The organism is Nocardia coffeae (assembly GCF_019890715.1).
Taxonomy (GTDB): Bacteria; Actinomycetota; Actinomycetes; order Mycobacteriales; family Mycobacteriaceae; genus Nocardia; species Nocardia jiangxiensis.
In genome coordinates this window covers 17,414-32,171 of sequence record NZ_JAINZY010000009.1, presented here as the reverse complement: position 1 = coordinate 32,171, position 14,758 = coordinate 17,414, and the positions used below count along the sequence as shown (strand labels likewise).

Below are 14,758 nucleotides of genomic sequence, written 5' to 3'. Positions count from 1 at the left end.
CGAGTGGGACAACGGTCGCCGATCGGCGAACTCGCGGTATTCGCCGCAGAACTGACATTCACGCTCGACCCGTTCCAGCAGCAGTCGTGCGAGGCGCTGCAGAACGGGCACAGCGTGCTCGTGTGCGCGCCCACCGGGGCCGGTAAGACCGTCGTCGGCGAGTTCGCTGTCCATCTGGCTCGCGCCGCGGGTGGCAAGTGTTTCTACACCACCCCGATCAAGGCGCTGTCGAATCAGAAGTACGCGGATCTGGTCGAGCGTTACGGCCGCGGTCAGGTGGGTCTGCTGACCGGGGACCAGTCGCTGCATCCGGACGCGCCGGTGGTGGTGATGACCACCGAGGTGCTGCGGAACATGCTGTACGCGAGTTCGGATGCGCTGCAAGGGTTGTCGTACGTCGTCATGGACGAGGTGCACTATCTGGCGGACCGCTTCCGCGGGGCGGTGTGGGAGGAGGTGATCCTGCATCTGCCGCCGGACGTGCGGCTGGTCAGCCTGTCCGCGACGGTCAGCAATGCCGAGGAGTTCGGCTCCTGGATGGAGACCGTGCGCGGGGATACCGCCGTCATCGTGGACGAGACGCGTCCGGTGCCGCTGTGGCAGCACGTGCTGGTCGGGCGGCGGATGTTCGATCTGTTCGATCAGAAGTCCAGCGATCAGAAGATCCTCGTCGACGAGGATCTGGTGCGGTACATCAAGCACCGCGAGGAAGCCGACCGGATGAACAGCTGGAACGGTCCGCGCCATCGCGGCGGCCCGCGCCGCGACTACCGCCCGGTACACCGTCCGGAGATGCTGGCGCGGCTGGACGAGGAGGGCCTGCTCCCGGCGATCACGTTCATCTTCTCGCGCGCGGGCTGCGACGGGGCTTTGGCGCAGTGCCTGCGTTCCCGGCTGGATCTGAGCCGCGAGGACGACCACGAGCGCGTCGCGGAGATCATTGATGCCCATACGGGCGATCTGCCGCGCGCCGACCTCGAGGTGCTCGGGTACTGGGAGTGGCGCGAGGGGCTGTTCCGGGGCCTGGCCGCGCATCACGCCGGTATGCTGCCCGCCTTCCGGCACACCGTGGAGGAGTTGTTCGTGAACGGCCTGGTTCGGGCCGTATTCGCCACGGAGACACTGGCTCTGGGGATCAACATGCCCGCGCGCACGGTGGTGCTGGAGCGGCTGGTCAAATTCAACGGCGAATCGCACGCCGAACTGACGCCGGGGGAGTACACCCAGCTCACGGGCCGGGCGGGGCGGCGCGGTATCGACGTCGAGGGACATGCCGTGGTGGTGTGGAATCCCGACGTGGACACCAGCTCCGTCGCCGGTCTGGCCTCGACCCGCACCTATCCGCTGCGCAGCTCGTTCCGTCCCGGGTACAACATGTCGATCAACCTGATCGACCGGATGGGTTCGAAGGAGTCGCGGGCGCTGCTGGAACGCTCGTTCGCGCAGTTCCAGGCGGACCGATCGGTTGTCGGGCTGGTCCGGGGCATCGAGCGCAACGAGGGGCAACTGCGCAAACTGCGTTCGCAGATCGATCACGACGGATTCCTCGAGTACATGTCGCTGCGGGAGCGAATCTCCCAGCGCGAGCGTGATATCGAGCGGCAGGGTCGCGCCGATCGTCGCGGCGCGGCGGTGGCGGCGCTGACCTCGCTGCGGCGCGGTGACGTGGTGGCCATCCCGAGCGGGCGGCGCCAGGGCTTGGCGGTGATCCTGGAACCCGATCAGTCCCCGGGTGATCCGCGTCCGCTGGTCCTCACCGAGGACAAGTGGGCCGGGCGCATCTCCGCCGCCGACTTTCCGACGCCCGCGCAACCGCTGGGCCGGATGCGGCTGCCGCGGCACGTCGACCACCGCACCGCCCGCACCCGTCGCGACCTCGCCTCGGCCCTGCGCAGCACCGGAATCACCCCGCCCGGACGGCAACGTCGGGGTACCAAGGCCAAAGGCGGCGAGGACCGGGAGCTGGCCACCCTGCGGCGGGCGTTGCGTTCGCATCCTGCGCATTCGCGGCCGGACCGGGAACAGCTGGCGCGGGTCGGCGAGCGCTACAACCGCGTGCAGCGCGAGACCGAGGCCATGCGCCAGAAGGTGTCCGCCGCGACGAATTCCCTGGCCCGCACCTTCGATCGCATCGTGGAATTGCTCACCGAGCGCGGCTATGTGGACGATGCCGGCGAGGTGACCGCCGACGGCCGTCGGCTCGCGCGCATCTACACCGAGGCCGATCTGGTCGTCGCCGAATGCCTGCGCCAAGGCGTCTGGCGCGGGCTCGGACCGGCCGAACTGGCCGCGGTGGTGTCGATGCTGGTCTACGAATCACGCCAGGAGACAGGGTATCTGGGCCCCGCGGGGCCCACGGCCCCGATCCGGCGCGCGGTCGCGGCGACGATGAACGTCTGGAGTGAGCTGCGCACCGACGAGGCCCAGCACAAACTCACCCCTACCCGGGAACCGGATCTGGGCTTCGTCACGGGACTGCACAAGTGGGCCCGCGGCGACGGCCTGGCCGAATCCCTGCTGGCCAGCGGCGATCAGGGCAATGCGCTCTCGGCGGGTGATTTCGTGCGCTGGTGCCGCCAGGTGATCGATCTGCTCGACCAGATCCACAACACCGCCGACGATGTCGAAGTGGCGGGAACGGCCTCCAAAGCGGTCCGCGCGATCCGCCGCGGCGTGGTCGCGGTCGACTCGGCGTGAGCGCATGTCACAGCTCGTGTTCACGGGCGGATCGGTGCGCCCTCAGGGCGCCGCGAACCCGCCGGAGCGGAGCGTAGGCCAATGGGCACAGACAGTGCCGAACTGTGATTTGATGCTTGCGAGTACCGACCGTGGTGAGCGACTGACGACCTCACGCGGGGGGCAAGCGTGTGTACGACGACGAGTGGAGGCAGGCAGATGAGCGGCCCGTACGGACCGAACGATACCCCTGGTCCAGGGGAGGGACACAGTAGCGATCCGACTCAGCAGTGGACCGGTCAGCAGCCCGCCGACCCGACACAGCAGTGGGCCGGTCAGCAAGCGGCCGGTCAGCAGCAGTGGAGCCAGCCGGGACAGACGTCCTGGCCGCCGCAGGCCACCGGCAATGCAGATCCGACGCAGCAGTGGGGTGGTCAGCAGCCCGCCGGTCAGCAGCAGTGGGGGCAGGGCAGCGGGACGTCGTGGCCACAGCAGCAGCCCGCGCAATCGCAGCCGTGGGAGGCGACCCAGCAGCAGTGGGGTCAGCCGCCGCAGCAACCACAGCAGTGGAGCCAGTCCGGCCAGTGGAATCAGGAACAGCCGCAGCAGCCCTCCTTGCAGCCCACCGGCAAGAAGTCGCGTCGCGGTCTGATCATCGGCGGCGGCATCGGCGCGGTCGTCGTCATCGTCGTGGTCGTCGTGCTGGCCGTGGTCTTCCTGGGCAGCGACAAGCTGGACAACAGCGCCGTGCAGTCCGGTGTGCAGAAAGTGCTCAAGGACTCGTACGGCATCGACGACGTACAGAACGTCAACTGCCCGTCCGGGCAGAAGGTGGAGGTCGGCAAGACATTCACCTGTTCACTCAAGGTCGGCGGCGAGCAGAAGAACGTCACGATCAAGGTCACCAAGTCCGACGGCACCTACGAGGTAGGCCGCCCCAACTAGCTGTATTTTTGCTGTATTTTCGGCCTCCGCTTCGCTGCGGCGGGTTTTCGGCGCTGTAAGGCTCGTCGTTGCGCGCTCGAGACTCGGGCTTCGCCCATGCGCTTCGAGCGCGCAACGACGAGCCCGCGCCGAAAACCTTTGGGGTTGGCGGTTTTTGCCTGACGGTTCCGGCGTACGGAGACGCTTCGCCGGTGGGGGTGGGAGGTGCGTGCGTTGTGACACGGGGTCGTCGGTTCCTCCGCGCCCAGCTGGGGTAGTGGTGTGACCTGTTGTCGTATCGTGAATGGTTGCAGAGCAACAAAATTGCGCTGAAAAGTGTTGGAGTGTGGTGTTTTCGCAGCGGGCTGTTGCGATGTGTGGAGACGCTCTGCAGCTGACTGTGTTGCGAGGTCGAGGCATTGGCCAGCTCGCCTGAAGGCTGGCTTCCTCGTGCCTCGAGCAGGTCTGCTGGGTGTGGTGTGTGAGCCTGAGAACTTTCGGCGGGGGCCTGCGCTTGGTCGTGGGGCCAGCTGGGGGCGGGGTATTGCTCGCATGGGCGCGGCGGGGTCGACCGGCGGGCTGTGCACCTACGCGAACGGTAAGGTGCAGCGGAAAACGTTGGGCGACAGGGTTTTCCGAGTCTTCTGGCGTGTCGATGCCGCTTCTCTGCAGCTTGCTCCGATTGCGTGCTTGGACGCAGGGAGGCGACTTCGCGGATCGGTTTGTTCGCACGGAGACCGCGTGGAATCGGCTGGCTTGCTGCGTGATTCGGCCGGGATGGGTGGGGGTTCCGGGACCGGCGTCGGGGTTGTGACTAGCGTGTGGCGTTGGCTTCCAGCGCGGTGATGAGGCGCTTGATGGGGCTTTCCGCGTTGTAGGTGGTCGCGAGGGTGTGCAGGTGGTCGGGGGCGACCGGGGTGTCGGGGAGGGGGTCGGGCCGGGAGAGGGATACCTCGGCGTCGCGGACTACGCGGACGACGGGGGCGGCGGCCTTCAGGTAGTCCTGGGCTGCGGTGAGTTTGTTGCGGATGCCTTGGGCCAGTTCGGCATTCGGGTCGGCGACGGCGGCAACGAGGGCTTCCAGGGTGCCGAAGCGGGTGATCAGGGTGGCGGCGGATTTGTCGCCGATGCCCGCAACGCCGGGCAGGCCGTCGGAGGCGTCGCCGCGGAGGGTGGCCATATCGGCGTAGGCGGGGCCGGCGTTGGATTGCGGCACACCGTATTTCGCGGATACTTCGGCGGGTCCGAACAGTTCGGCCTTGGCCAGGCCGCGACCCACGTAGAAGACCCGCACGCGTGGTTGCGGATCGTCGCGCACCAGTTGGAGTAGATCACGGTCGCCGCTGACGACGATCACCTCGTCGGTGGACTCCCGGGTGGCCAGAGTGCCGATCACGTCGTCGGCCTCGAGGCCCTGCGCGCCCGCGGTGGCGATACCGGCCGCCTCCAGCACCTCGAGGATCATGTCGACCTGGGGGGTGAGGTTGTCCGGCACCTCTTCCGCACCGGGGTCCGCGCCCGCGGAATCGTTGAGGCGGTGGGCCTTGTACGACGGGACCAGCTCGACCCGGAACTGCGGGCGCCAGTTCAGATCCAGGCAGACCACCAACCGGGAGGGGGAGTGCCGGGTGATGAGCGCCGCCACCATATCGGTGAATCCGCGCAGCGCGTTGACCGGCTGTCCGCTGGGCGCGGTGATCTTCTCCGGGATCGCGTAGAAGGCGCGGAACCACAGGCTGGCGCCGTCGAGCAGCAGCAGCGGACCGGGGGCGGGTGAACTCATGGCTGCAGACGGTACCCGGTCGGTCCGACAACGCGGTGCGTGTCGGCTCGTCCGGTACCCCGCGTCGCGACGCGCCCGAACGCGTACCGTTGACGATCATGAGCGCGCAAACGGAATCACGGTTCGAGGCCGAGGTGTACGGAGGCCGGTTGGAGCGGGCGGCGGAACTCCTGCGCGCCGCACATCTGGACGCGCTGCTGATCACGCCGGGCCCGGATCTGGAGTATCTGATCGGGTCCCGGGCGCAGTCGTTCGAGCGGCTGACCTGCCTGTTGGTTCCCGCCAGCGGCGCGACGCCGTCGGTGGTGGTGCCGAAGCTGGAACTGGCCGGTCTGACGGATTCCGCGGCTGCCGATCTCGGCCTGGAGATCGTCGACTGGGTCGACGGGGTGAATCCGTACCAGACCGTCAAGTCGACGCTCAACGCCGGCGCGCGCGTCGCGGTCGCCGACGCCATGCCCGCGCTGCATCTGCTGCCGATCGCGGATGTGCTCAACGCGCTGCCGGTCTCGGCGACGCCCGTCCTGCGGCAATTGCGAATGCGTAAGGACGCCAGCGAGATCGAGGCATTGGGGCGCGCGGGCGCGGCCATCGATCGGGTGCATGCGCGCGTCGGTGAATGGCTGCGCGCGGGACGTACCGAGGCCGAGGTGGCCGCCGATATCGCGGCTGCGATCGTCGAGGAAGGGCACACCGCGGCTGCCTTCGTCATCGTCGGCAGTGGCCCCAACGGCGCGAGTCCGCATCACGAGCATTCCGAGCGTCCGATCGAATCCGGCGACGTTGTGGTCGTGGACATCGGTGGACCGGTCGAGCCCGGCTACTACTCCGACTCCACCCGCACCTACGTCGTCGGCGAGCCGGATTCGGAGATCGCCGAGCGCATCGCGATCCTCGAACAGGCCCAGGCGGCGGCCGTGGCGGCCGTGCGGCCCGGTGCGAGCGCCGAATCGGTCGACGCCGCCGCGCGAAATGTGCTGGCGCAGGCGGGATTGGGCGAAGCCTTCATCCACCGCACCGGACACGGCATCGGCCTGTCGGTGCACGAGGAGCCCTACATCGTCGGCGGAAACGACATCCTGCTCGAGCCCGGTATGGCCTTCAGCATCGAACCCGGCATCTACTTCCCGGGCGGATGGGGCGCTCGCATCGAGGACATCGTCATCGTCACCGAGGACGGCTGCGAATCGGTGAACAAACGTCCGCACGGGCTCACCGCGGTCTGAGCCGCAGCGGGTGCGCGCGGGTCAGTCGCGCAGGGCCGCCCCGGTGAGCAGGCGGGTGGGGCGGATGGCGATGACGACGCGGGCGGGGTTGATCCGCGGAGGGCGGTAACGCTCGGTGTAGCGGCGTTCACCGTCGGTGACCGCGTCGGGGTCGGTGAGGATTTCGGCGGGGCCCTCGAGGGTGAGCCAGCGGGCGCCGTCGACCTGGCTGACCGCGGCGTAGCCGGTGCGTCGGACGTTGCGGGCCTTCACCGTGTCGCCGGAGGTGATGATGCGCGCGATGCCGCTGTCCTGGTCCCAGGTGAAGCCGATCGGGACCATGTGCGGGGTGCCGTTCGCGCGCAGCGTGGTCAGGGTGGCCACATGCCGCTCGGCGACGAATTCGAGGGCAGCCGCGGACAGTGCGATACGTTCGCTGGTGCTGGTCATGGATGTGACGCTAACAATCCCCGCCGCCGCGCCCGCACTCGAGTGACCCGAGCGTACCCACATGTCCGGTTCGGGGCGGTCACGGTGGCAGACTGTCCGCCATGGGTATGCGGGCACATGATGTCGACGAGGGCGCGATCGTCCTGCTGGGCGGCCGCAGCGAGATCGGTCTCGAGATCGTGCAGCGGATGGCGCGCGGCCGAGCGGTGATCCTGGCCGCGCGGCGCAGCGCCGATCTGGCCGACCAACGGGCCGCACTCGACCGGGCGGGCGCGACGGCGGTGCACACCGTGGAGTTCGACGCCGACGATCTGCCCTCGCATCAGCCGCTGCTGGACAAGATCGCCGCCGAGCACGGCCGGATCGGCGTGGCCGTGCTGGCTTTCGGTGTCCTCGGCGATCAGGAACTCGCCGAACGGGACCCCGCGGCGGCGGTCGCGGTGCTGCAGACCGATTTCATCGCCCAGGTCAGCATTCTGACGACCCTCGCGGCCATCCTGCGCGCCCAGGGCAGCGGACAACTGGTGGTCTTCGGTTCGGTGGCCGGATTCCGGGTCCGGCGCGCCAACTACGTGTACGGATCGGGTAAGGCGGGTCTGGACGGTTTCGCCACCGGACTGGCGGATGCGTTGCACGGCAGTGGAGTTCACCTGTTGCTGGTGCGCTCCGGATTCGTCATCGGGCGGATGACCGAGGGAATGGATCCGGCGCCCTTCTCGGTGCGGCCCGGTCAGGTCGCCGACGTGGTCGTCGCGAGTCTGCGGTCCCGGCGCGCGATCGCCTGGGCCCCGGCCATGATGCGCCCGCTCTACTTCGCCGTGCGATTCCTGCCGCGATCGGTCTGGCGACGGTTGCCGCGATGAACGACACGCCGGGTACGGGCATGGAGCCGTGGCCCGTTCGGACCCCGATCGCGGTGGTGGGGATCGGCGCGGACGGTTGGGACGGGCTCGGCGCGGCGGCTCGCGAGGCCGTGGAGCGCTCCGAGGTGGTGTTCGGTTCGAGTCGGCAGCTGGCGATGCTCTCCTCGGGCGGCCCCGAGCGGCTGCCCTGGCCCTCGCCGCTGCTGCCCGCGCTCGCGGATCTGCTTGCCGCACACCGCAACAGACGTGTCTGCGTGCTCGCGAGCGGTGATCCGATGTTCTACGGAATCGGGGTGTCGCTGGCGAAACTCCTGGGGCCGCAGGCGCTTCGGGTGCTGCCGCAGCCCTCCTCGGCCAGCCTGGCGTGCGCCCGGCTCGGGTGGGGGCTCGCGGAGATCGCGGTGGTCACCGCCGTCGGGCGGCCGATCGAGACGGTACTGCCCGAATTGGCCCATCGCCGCCGGATCCTGGTGCTGAGCGAACATGAGCGCACCCCGTCCGACCTCGCGAAGGTGCTGTCGGGCAACGGTTTCGGGCAATCCCGGATGACGGTGCTCGAACAGCTCGGCGGAGTGGCCGAGCGCATGGTCCAGGGCGTCGCGGCCGATTGGGCCGAACCGCCGGGCGATCGGCTCAACATCGTCGCCGTGGACTGTCTCGCCGATCGGGCCGCCCCGCGACTGACCAGGCTGCCGGGACTCCCGGACGAGATCTACCGGGGCGACGGCCAGCTCACCAAACGTGAGGTGCGCACCCTGTCCCTCGCCGCGCTCGCGCCGTCCCCGGGCGAGCTGTTGTGGGATGTCGGCGGCGGATCGGGCACCATCGCCATCGAATGGTGCCGCACCCATCCGGCCTGTCGCGCCATCACTTTCGAGCGATCCGGTGCGCGACGGGGCCAGATCGCGGCCAACGCGCTGGCTCTCGGGGTGCCGGGGATCACGGTGCTCGGTGAGGTGCTCGAGGAGTTGGCGGACGACGAATTCCCCACGCCGGACGCGATATTCCTCGGCGGCGGACTGACTCAGCCGGGCCTGTTCGAGAACTGCTGGGTCCGACTGCGATCCGGTGGACGTCTGGTCGTCAACGCGGTCACCGCGGAGGCGGAGACGCTGCTGGGCGCGTGGGCGGCCGAATTCGGCGGTGCGTTGACCCGATTCCAGGTCTACCGCGCCGAACCGCTCGGCGGATTCACCACCTGGCGGCCGCATCTGCCGATCACCCAGTGGGCGGTGGTGAAGGATGGGTGACCGGTGCCGCCGGGTGCTGATCCTCGGCGGCACCCGGGAGGCGCGGAACCTTGCCGAAATGATGAGCGGCGAGAGTGGATTCACTGCGGTGTCCTCGCTGGCCGGTCGGGTTCGCGAGCCCGTTCTGCCGGTGGGAGAGGTCCGGATCGGTGGATTCGGTGGCGTTGACGGCCTGCGGAACTGGTTGGGCGACAACGATATCGACGCGGTGGTCGACGCCACCCATCCGTTCGCGGGCGTCATCTCCGCTCATGCGGCCGCCGCGGCCGCGGCGCTGGATCTGCCTGTGCTGCATGTACGTCGGCCGGGGTGGCGGAAACGTCGGGAAGATCGGTGGATCCGGGTGCCCGACATCGCGTCGGCGGTCGATACCGTCGCCGGGCTGGGATCCCGGATATTCCTGACGATCGGCCGTCAGGAGGTCGGCGCGTTCGCAGACCTGACCAGCAGCTGGTTTCTGATCCGCGCGATCGATCCGCCGAGTGCGAAACTGCCACCGAATCACGAATTGCTGCTGGCGCGTGGGCCTTTCGCCGTCGAGGACGAGATCCGCCTGCTGACCGAACGTCGGATCGATGTCCTGGTCACCAAGGACAGCGGGGGAGAGCTGACCGTGGCCAAACTGTTCGCGGCGCGCGCCTGCGGCGTTCCCGTCGTCATGATCGATCGCCCGTCTCTGCCGGCTGGTGCGCGGACCGCGGAATCGGTTGCCGCCGCGTGGGATTGGCTGCGCAGACTGCCGTGACCTCGAACGCCGCATGCGGTGGTGGCTATCCCGTAGGTCTGTCGTCGGCGGACCGATCGAGCAACCCGGGCAGCCGATCGAACCAGTCCAGCACCGCGCGTTCGTAACCGATCCCGAAATCCAGTGTGGCCCTTTCGCACCGGGATCGCGTGTCGCCGATCCCCGCGAGATAACGCTCGAGTCGTTCCTCGTGGATCGTGCGATTGGCGGCGATGATCCGATTCAGCCGTTCGGGCTCGACGAATTCGCCGAACGCCAGCGTCAGCAGCAACGGCACCCGGATGGTTTCCGCACCCGGATCGCGGGCGATCCACTGCGCGAAGGCTTCCCGCCCGGCCTCGGTGATCCGGTACGGCGTGCGCTCGCGCACCCCCGTCTGCCCCTTCTCCACCAGGCCGATCCGGTCCATCGCGGCCAATTCGCGATACACCTGACTCTGTGTGATCGTCCAGAAGTCCCCGATCCGCTCCTGAGCCAGATTCACCAGATCCCACCCGGCCATCGACCCCTCGTGCAGAAAACCCAGCAGCGAGGCCGCGGTCGAGTTCAGACCCCGCTTCGATTCACCCTCGGCCATATCCACCCTTCCACATCAACGTTCCACATTGGAATATTAACGTTCGGATCGGGAGCCGTGCTCAGGGGGTCGCGTACCGCCGGGAGGTGAACACCCGGCGACCGGCCGGAGTGTCGAATGCGGTCGTGGTGGAGGCTCCGATGATCAGCAGTGTGCGCATGTCCACCTCGGCGGGATCGAGTTCGGACAGTGTGAGCACGCGAACCGATTCGGCCGGACCGCCGACGTCGCGGCCCAGCACCACCGGCGTATCCGGCTTGCGGTGTTCCAGGACCAGGTCGCGCAGTGCCGCCACCTGCCAGGTGCGCTGCGAGGACGCCGGGTTGTACACCGCAATGGCCATATCGGCGGACGCCACCGCCGAGATGCGCTGTGCCACCGTCTCCCACGGCTTGAGCCGATCAGACAGCGAGATCATCGCGAAATCGTGTCCGAGTGGCGCTCCCACCCGGCTCGCGACCGCACTCGCGGCGGTCATTCCGGGCAGCACCCGGACCGGAACCTCGCGCCACTGTGGATCGGCCGACTCCTCGACCACCGCTGCGGCCATGGCGAATACGCCCGGATCTCCGGAGGACACGACCGCAACCCGCGCGCCGTGTCTGGCCAGATCCAGTGCCATGGCGGCGCGTTCGGATTCGACCCGATTATCGCTGGCGTGACGGCGCTGACCCGGACGGACCGGCACCCGGTCGATGTAGGTGGTGTAGCCGACCAGATCCGTCGCCTCGGACAGTGCGCGGGCGACCTCGGGGCTGGTCCAGTCCGGTGATCCCGGTCCGAGGCCGACGACCACGACCTCCCCGGTCACCGGGCGATCATCCTGCGGCGCTTCGGCTTCCGAGATTCGGGTGCGGTGCGTGGCATCCGCTGCGGTGAGCGGAATCTCGGTCGTCGGGGTCGGGCCCGGTACGACGGTGATCGCGAAGTACGGCACCTCGGCCGCATCCACCTCGCCCGCGCGCAGCACCCGCTGACGTCCGGTGCTGGCGCGCTCGACGTAGTACGCGTCGTCGAGTCGCCCGGCATCCGAAAGCGCTTGCCGCACACTCGGATATGTGCGCCCCAACTTCATCACCACGGCCGCGTCGGCTTCGGTCAGGCGGCGGGTCAGCTCCTCGGCGGGCAGGGTGCCGGGCAGGACGGTCAGCACCTGATCGCCCTCCACCAGGGGTGTGCCCAGTGCGGCCGAGGCGGCGCTGACCGAGGTGATGCCCGGGACGATCTCGGCCTCGAACCGATCGGCCAAGCGGCGGTGCATATGCATGTACGAGCTGTAGAACAGCGGATCTCCGGCAGCCAGCAGCGCCACCGAGCGTCCGGCCGCGAGATGTGCGGCGAGGGCGGCCGCGGCCTGCTCGTAGAACTCGTCGATGGCGCCCTGATAGCCGCCCGGATGGTCGGTGGTCTCGGTCGTCACCGGGTAGACGAGGTGTTCCTCGAGTTGCCCGGTGCGCATGTAGGCCGCCGCGATACCGCGGGAGATGCTGCGGCCGTGCCGGGCGCTGTGGAAGGCGATGACATCGGCCTCGCCGATGATCCGGGCGGCCTTGACCGTCACCAGTTCCGGATCGCCGGGGCCCAGACCGATACCCCACAGTTTGCCCGCCCGCGGCTGCGCGGAACGAGGGGCCGGTGTCGGCGCGGCAGGCTGTTGCGCGCGGTCCTGTTCGCTCATTCCTGTTCGCTCGCAATCGCATTCAGTGCCGCCGCGGTGATCGCGCTGCCGCCGCGCCGCCCCCGGACGGTCAGATACTCCACGCCGCCGAATTCGGTCAGCGCCTGCTTGGATTCCGCGGCGCCGATGAAGCCGACCGGGATGCCCAGCACCGCGGCGGGCCGGGGTGCACCCGCGTCGAGCATGTCGAGCAGGTGGAACAGCGCGGTCGGCGCATTGCCGACCGCGACCACCGCGCCGTCCAGGCGGTCACGCAGAAGTTCCAGTGCCGCAACCGATCTGGTATTGCCCATGGTCTGCGCCAAGGCCGGAACCCGGGGATCGCCGAGCAGGCAGATCACCTCGTTGTCCGCGGGCAGGCGTTTGCGCGTGACCCCGGCGGCGACCATGTTGGCATCACACAGGATCGGCGCACCCGCTCGCAGCGCGGTCCGCGCACTCGCGACGACGTGCTCGCTGTGGTCCACGTCGGCGGCCAGATCGACCTGCCCGCAGGCGTGGATCATGCGGACCACCACCTGCGCGACATCGGCCGGGAACCGGGCCAGATCGGCCTCGGCCCGGATGGTCGCGAACGAGCGCCGATAGATCTCGGCCCCGTCGGTGAGGTAGCTGGTACGCACGTCGGACATGGCGTACACCATAGTTCCCGGTCCCGGGGCTTCCCGGACCGAGTGTGTCAGCGGGGGACCGGCGGGCCGATTCGGTAGCCGTCCGATTCGGCCACCACGTCGGTGACCGCGCCGCGCGGACGGCCGCAGCGGCGCTCGCATCCGGACCAGTGCTGACGTCCCGGAACCGCGATTTCCTCGACGGTCAGGCCCTGCCCGGCGGACGGTGTGCCGCTCGGCGACACCCGCCCCTCGGTGACCGCTCCGGCGGCATCCGCGCGCACATCGGTGCGGGATTTGGCGCAGCCGGGTTGTCCGGCGCAGGCCGTCACCAACAGCCACGGCGAAGTGGCGTCGAAGATCAGGCCCATCGGGGCCAGGACGCGCACCACCTGTTCGGCGGTCCACTCGTCCAGGTCGGACAGGATCAGGCTGCGCCACGGTGTGAGGACGACCGGACGGTCCGCCGCGGCGAGGAATTCGGCCGTCCGGGCGGGCAGCACACCGAGTCGCACGCCCGCGCCGAGGCTCACCAGACCGTCGTCCTGGGCGAACCAGCCGATCGGAATATCCTGTGGCGCAGGCGGGTCCAGTGGATCAGCGGTCGGTTCCAGGCCGAGTGCCGCGACGATTCGCGCGGGTCCGTCGGCGATTTCGCGCAGCCGCCAGTGTTCGCCGCGCAGCGCCTGGAACTCGTGTGCGGCTGCGAGCAACACCTCGACCGTCTGTGCGTCCGGTACCCGGATGCCGCTGTCCCGCTCGCCCAGCAGCAGCGCGTAGTCGTTCGCGCCCACGGCGTGGATGCCGAAATCGCCGCCGAGGCCGCTGACGTCGCCGCGCCCGTCGTCGAGGGTGAACAGCACCCGGCCGGGGAGATCGGCCAGGGCCGGCGCCGCGCGCAGGGCGTCGTCGAGCCGTGGGATCAGCTCTCGGATGTCGGCCAGGCCGCCGAGCCGCCCGGACAGCGGTGAGGCCACGATGTTGCGCACCCGCTCGTGGGTGCGGCTGGGTAGCAGATCCGCGTTCCCGAGCCGGGCGGCCAGTGCGTCGGCATCGCCGATCCGGCGCAACTGGACGTTGCCGCGCGAGGTCAACTCGATGCCGCCGTCGCCGAGATCGCGGGCGGCCTCGGCCAGGGCCAGCAGCTGATCCGGACGCAACCGGCCACCGGGCAGGCGGATGCGCGCCAGCGGTCCGTCGGCGGCCTCGTGCAGGCGCAGCACGCCGGGGCAGGAGTCAGGGGCGGAGCGAGTCATGATTCACCCAGCGTACGGCTCGTGCAGGTGTGGCCCGCCGCGGGTGAGTTTCGGCTCCGCGCCGTGGTCGAGGCGGTTCGATGATCCGATCAGCGCCGAGGTTGCACCTGCTGTGAGCGAACCGGTGTCAGCATGGCGCGGCGGCGCAGTGCGCGCGGGGTCTGATCCCACTTGTCCGCCAGCAGATTCGGTGTCGCGTGATGGTCGGCGTGATCGCGGTGCACCGTGGTGGTGATCAGGGTCAGTGCGTAGACCAGCGTCAGCGCGAACAGGACGCCCGCGATCATCGCGTACCCGGAGTGGCCGGTACCTGCCGCGGTCAGCGTCATGGCCAGTGTCGCGAAGCCCAGCAGCGCGCAGAAATAGCCGGACCAGGCGGTGAAATGATTGCGCCGAACCCAGTTCGGAGTCATGGACATACGCTCAGGGTCCTCTCCTGCCTGCGCGCCTCAGCGCACGGGCGCGACGCGCCCACGGCGGATCAGGAACATAACTGTCGGACAACAGATGTGGCGTTTCGTGATGGCGAATCCGATCGGAATGTGCCGTGGATTCGAAGATGAGCAGACCCGCTATCGCGATCACCGCGCACGCTCCGGCCGCGATGATCGTCAGCGAGTTGTTCTGGGCGGCAGCCGCCAGTGTCATCGCCAGCAAGGCGACAGCAACCATCATGCAAACAATTCCTGACCAGGCGGCGAACCGATTTCGCCTGGCCCACCCTGGTGAGTTCGGCATAG

Annotated in this window: 14 protein-coding genes; 6 read left to right on the top strand and 8 right to left on the bottom strand. The window is 69.0% G+C overall.

Translation table 11 applies throughout. From position 1 onward, the window contains the following. The first annotated feature begins 3 nt into the window (after positions 1–3). Entirely contained in the window at positions 4–2,697 is a 2,694-nt protein-coding gene (locus K7711_RS28565) for a DEAD/DEAH box helicase (RefSeq protein ID WP_222972575.1), read from the top strand. A gap of 198 nt (positions 2,698–2,895) precedes the next feature. Beyond that, a complete protein-coding gene (locus K7711_RS28560) occupies positions 2,896–3,621 on the top strand; it encodes a DUF4333 domain-containing protein (RefSeq protein WP_222972574.1) in 726 nt (241 codons plus the stop codon). Positions 3,622–4,414: 793 nt separating this feature from the next. Here K7711_RS28560 and K7711_RS28555 read toward each other — a convergent pair. Beyond that, positions 4,415–5,383, bottom strand: coding sequence for a 5'-3' exonuclease (locus tag K7711_RS28555; protein WP_222972573.1), 969 nt, complete (start codon positions 5,381–5,383; stop codon positions 4,415–4,417). A 98-nt stretch (positions 5,384–5,481) separates the two neighbouring features. On the opposite strand from K7711_RS28555, the gene K7711_RS28550 reads away from it, so the two are divergent. After that, positions 5,482–6,609: a M24 family metallopeptidase gene (locus tag K7711_RS28550; protein WP_222972572.1), complete on the top strand. Its 1,128-nt coding sequence runs from the start codon at positions 5,482–5,484 to the stop codon at positions 6,607–6,609. Positions 6,610–6,630: 21 nt separating this feature from the next. Here the strand turns inward: K7711_RS28550 and K7711_RS28545 are convergent, their stop codons facing one another. After that, entirely contained in the window at positions 6,631–7,038 is a 408-nt protein-coding gene (locus K7711_RS28545; RefSeq protein WP_222972571.1) for a PPOX class F420-dependent oxidoreductase, read from the bottom strand. 101 nt (positions 7,039–7,139) lie between these two features. Here K7711_RS28545 and dprE2 point away from each other — a divergent pair, with 101 nt between their 5' ends. Genes dprE2 through K7711_RS28530 form a run of 3 tightly spaced genes read left to right on the top strand, consistent with a single transcriptional unit; the run spans position 7,140 to position 9,896 of the window. Continuing rightward, positions 7,140–7,901: a decaprenylphospho-beta-D-erythro-pentofuranosid-2-ulose 2-reductase gene (gene dprE2 / locus K7711_RS28540; protein WP_222972570.1), complete on the top strand. Its 762-nt coding sequence runs from the start codon at positions 7,140–7,142 to the stop codon at positions 7,899–7,901. Continuing rightward, the gene (gene cbiE / locus K7711_RS28535; RefSeq protein ID WP_235747952.1) at positions 7,898–9,151 is read left to right on the top strand and encodes a precorrin-6y C5,15-methyltransferase (decarboxylating) subunit CbiE; all 1,254 of its coding nucleotides are present in this window, start codon (positions 7,898–7,900) and stop codon (positions 9,149–9,151) included. Before dprE2 ends, cbiE begins: the two co-directional genes overlap by 4 nt. Continuing rightward, on the top strand, positions 9,144–9,896 hold the full coding sequence (locus K7711_RS28530; protein ID WP_222972569.1) for a cobalt-precorrin-6A reductase: 753 nt from the start codon (positions 9,144–9,146) through the stop codon (positions 9,894–9,896). Before cbiE ends, K7711_RS28530 begins: the two co-directional genes overlap by 8 nt. A 25-nt stretch (positions 9,897–9,921) precedes the next feature. On the opposite strand, the gene K7711_RS28525 is transcribed toward K7711_RS28530, so the two are convergent. From K7711_RS28525 to K7711_RS28500, 6 genes are all read right to left on the bottom strand, one after another. Beyond that, complete coding sequence (locus K7711_RS28525; RefSeq protein WP_222972568.1) at positions 9,922–10,473, bottom strand: PadR family transcriptional regulator; 552 nt, start codon at positions 10,471–10,473, stop codon at positions 9,922–9,924. A 61-nt stretch (positions 10,474–10,534) separates the two neighbouring features. Further along, positions 10,535–12,151, bottom strand: coding sequence for a precorrin-3B C(17)-methyltransferase (gene cobJ / locus K7711_RS28520; protein WP_222972567.1), 1,617 nt, complete (start codon positions 12,149–12,151; stop codon positions 10,535–10,537). Continuing rightward, on the bottom strand, positions 12,148–12,783 hold the full coding sequence (locus K7711_RS28515; RefSeq protein WP_222972566.1) for a precorrin-8X methylmutase: 636 nt from the start codon (positions 12,781–12,783) through the stop codon (positions 12,148–12,150). Before K7711_RS28515 ends, cobJ begins: the two co-directional genes overlap by 4 nt. A 47-nt stretch (positions 12,784–12,830) precedes the next feature. Continuing rightward, positions 12,831–14,018 carry a precorrin-3B synthase gene (cobG, locus tag K7711_RS28510; RefSeq protein ID WP_222972565.1) on the bottom strand — a complete coding sequence of 396 codons (1,188 nt, stop codon included), beginning with the start codon at positions 14,016–14,018 and terminating at the stop codon, positions 12,831–12,833. Positions 14,019–14,107: 89 nt separating this feature from the next. Further along, a complete protein-coding gene (locus K7711_RS28505) occupies positions 14,108–14,437 on the bottom strand; it encodes a hypothetical protein (protein WP_222972564.1) in 330 nt (109 codons plus the stop codon). Positions 14,438–14,441: 4 nt separating this feature from the next. Then, positions 14,442–14,693 carry a hypothetical protein gene (locus K7711_RS28500; RefSeq protein ID WP_222972563.1) on the bottom strand — a complete coding sequence of 84 codons (252 nt, stop codon included), beginning with the start codon at positions 14,691–14,693 and terminating at the stop codon, positions 14,442–14,444. Positions 14,694–14,758: the final 65 nt, after the last annotated feature.

What these genes read in the sequence shown, in the direction of transcription:
- K7711_RS28560 (WP_222972574.1), top strand. Translation starts at nt 2,896, where the DNA reads ATGAGCGGCCCGTACGGACCGAACGATACCCCTGGTCCAGGGGAGGGA.
- K7711_RS28555 (WP_222972573.1), bottom strand. Translation starts at nt 5,383, where the DNA reads ATGAGTTCACCCGCCCCCGGTCCGCTGCTGCTGCTCGACGGCGCCAGC.
- K7711_RS28550 (WP_222972572.1), top strand. Translation starts at nt 5,482, where the DNA reads ATGAGCGCGCAAACGGAATCACGGTTCGAGGCCGAGGTGTACGGAGGC.
- K7711_RS28545 (WP_222972571.1), bottom strand. Translation starts at nt 7,038, where the DNA reads ATGACCAGCACCAGCGAACGTATCGCACTGTCCGCGGCTGCCCTCGAA.
- dprE2 (WP_222972570.1), top strand. Translation starts at nt 7,140, where the DNA reads ATGGGTATGCGGGCACATGATGTCGACGAGGGCGCGATCGTCCTGCTG.
- cbiE (WP_235747952.1), top strand. Translation starts at nt 7,898, where the DNA reads ATGAACGACACGCCGGGTACGGGCATGGAGCCGTGGCCCGTTCGGACC.
- K7711_RS28530 (WP_222972569.1), top strand. Translation starts at nt 9,144, where the DNA reads ATGGGTGACCGGTGCCGCCGGGTGCTGATCCTCGGCGGCACCCGGGAG.
- K7711_RS28525 (WP_222972568.1), bottom strand. Translation starts at nt 10,473, where the DNA reads ATGGCCGAGGGTGAATCGAAGCGGGGTCTGAACTCGACCGCGGCCTCG.
- cobJ (WP_222972567.1), bottom strand. Translation starts at nt 12,151, where the DNA reads ATGAGCGAACAGGACCGCGCGCAACAGCCTGCCGCGCCGACACCGGCC.
- K7711_RS28515 (WP_222972566.1), bottom strand. Translation starts at nt 12,783, where the DNA reads ATGTCCGACGTGCGTACCAGCTACCTCACCGACGGGGCCGAGATCTAT.
- cobG (WP_222972565.1), bottom strand. Translation starts at nt 14,018, where the DNA reads ATGACTCGCTCCGCCCCTGACTCCTGCCCCGGCGTGCTGCGCCTGCAC.
- K7711_RS28505 (WP_222972564.1), bottom strand. Translation starts at nt 14,437, where the DNA reads ATGTCCATGACTCCGAACTGGGTTCGGCGCAATCATTTCACCGCCTGG.
- K7711_RS28500 (WP_222972563.1), bottom strand. Translation starts at nt 14,693, where the DNA reads ATGATGGTTGCTGTCGCCTTGCTGGCGATGACACTGGCGGCTGCCGCC.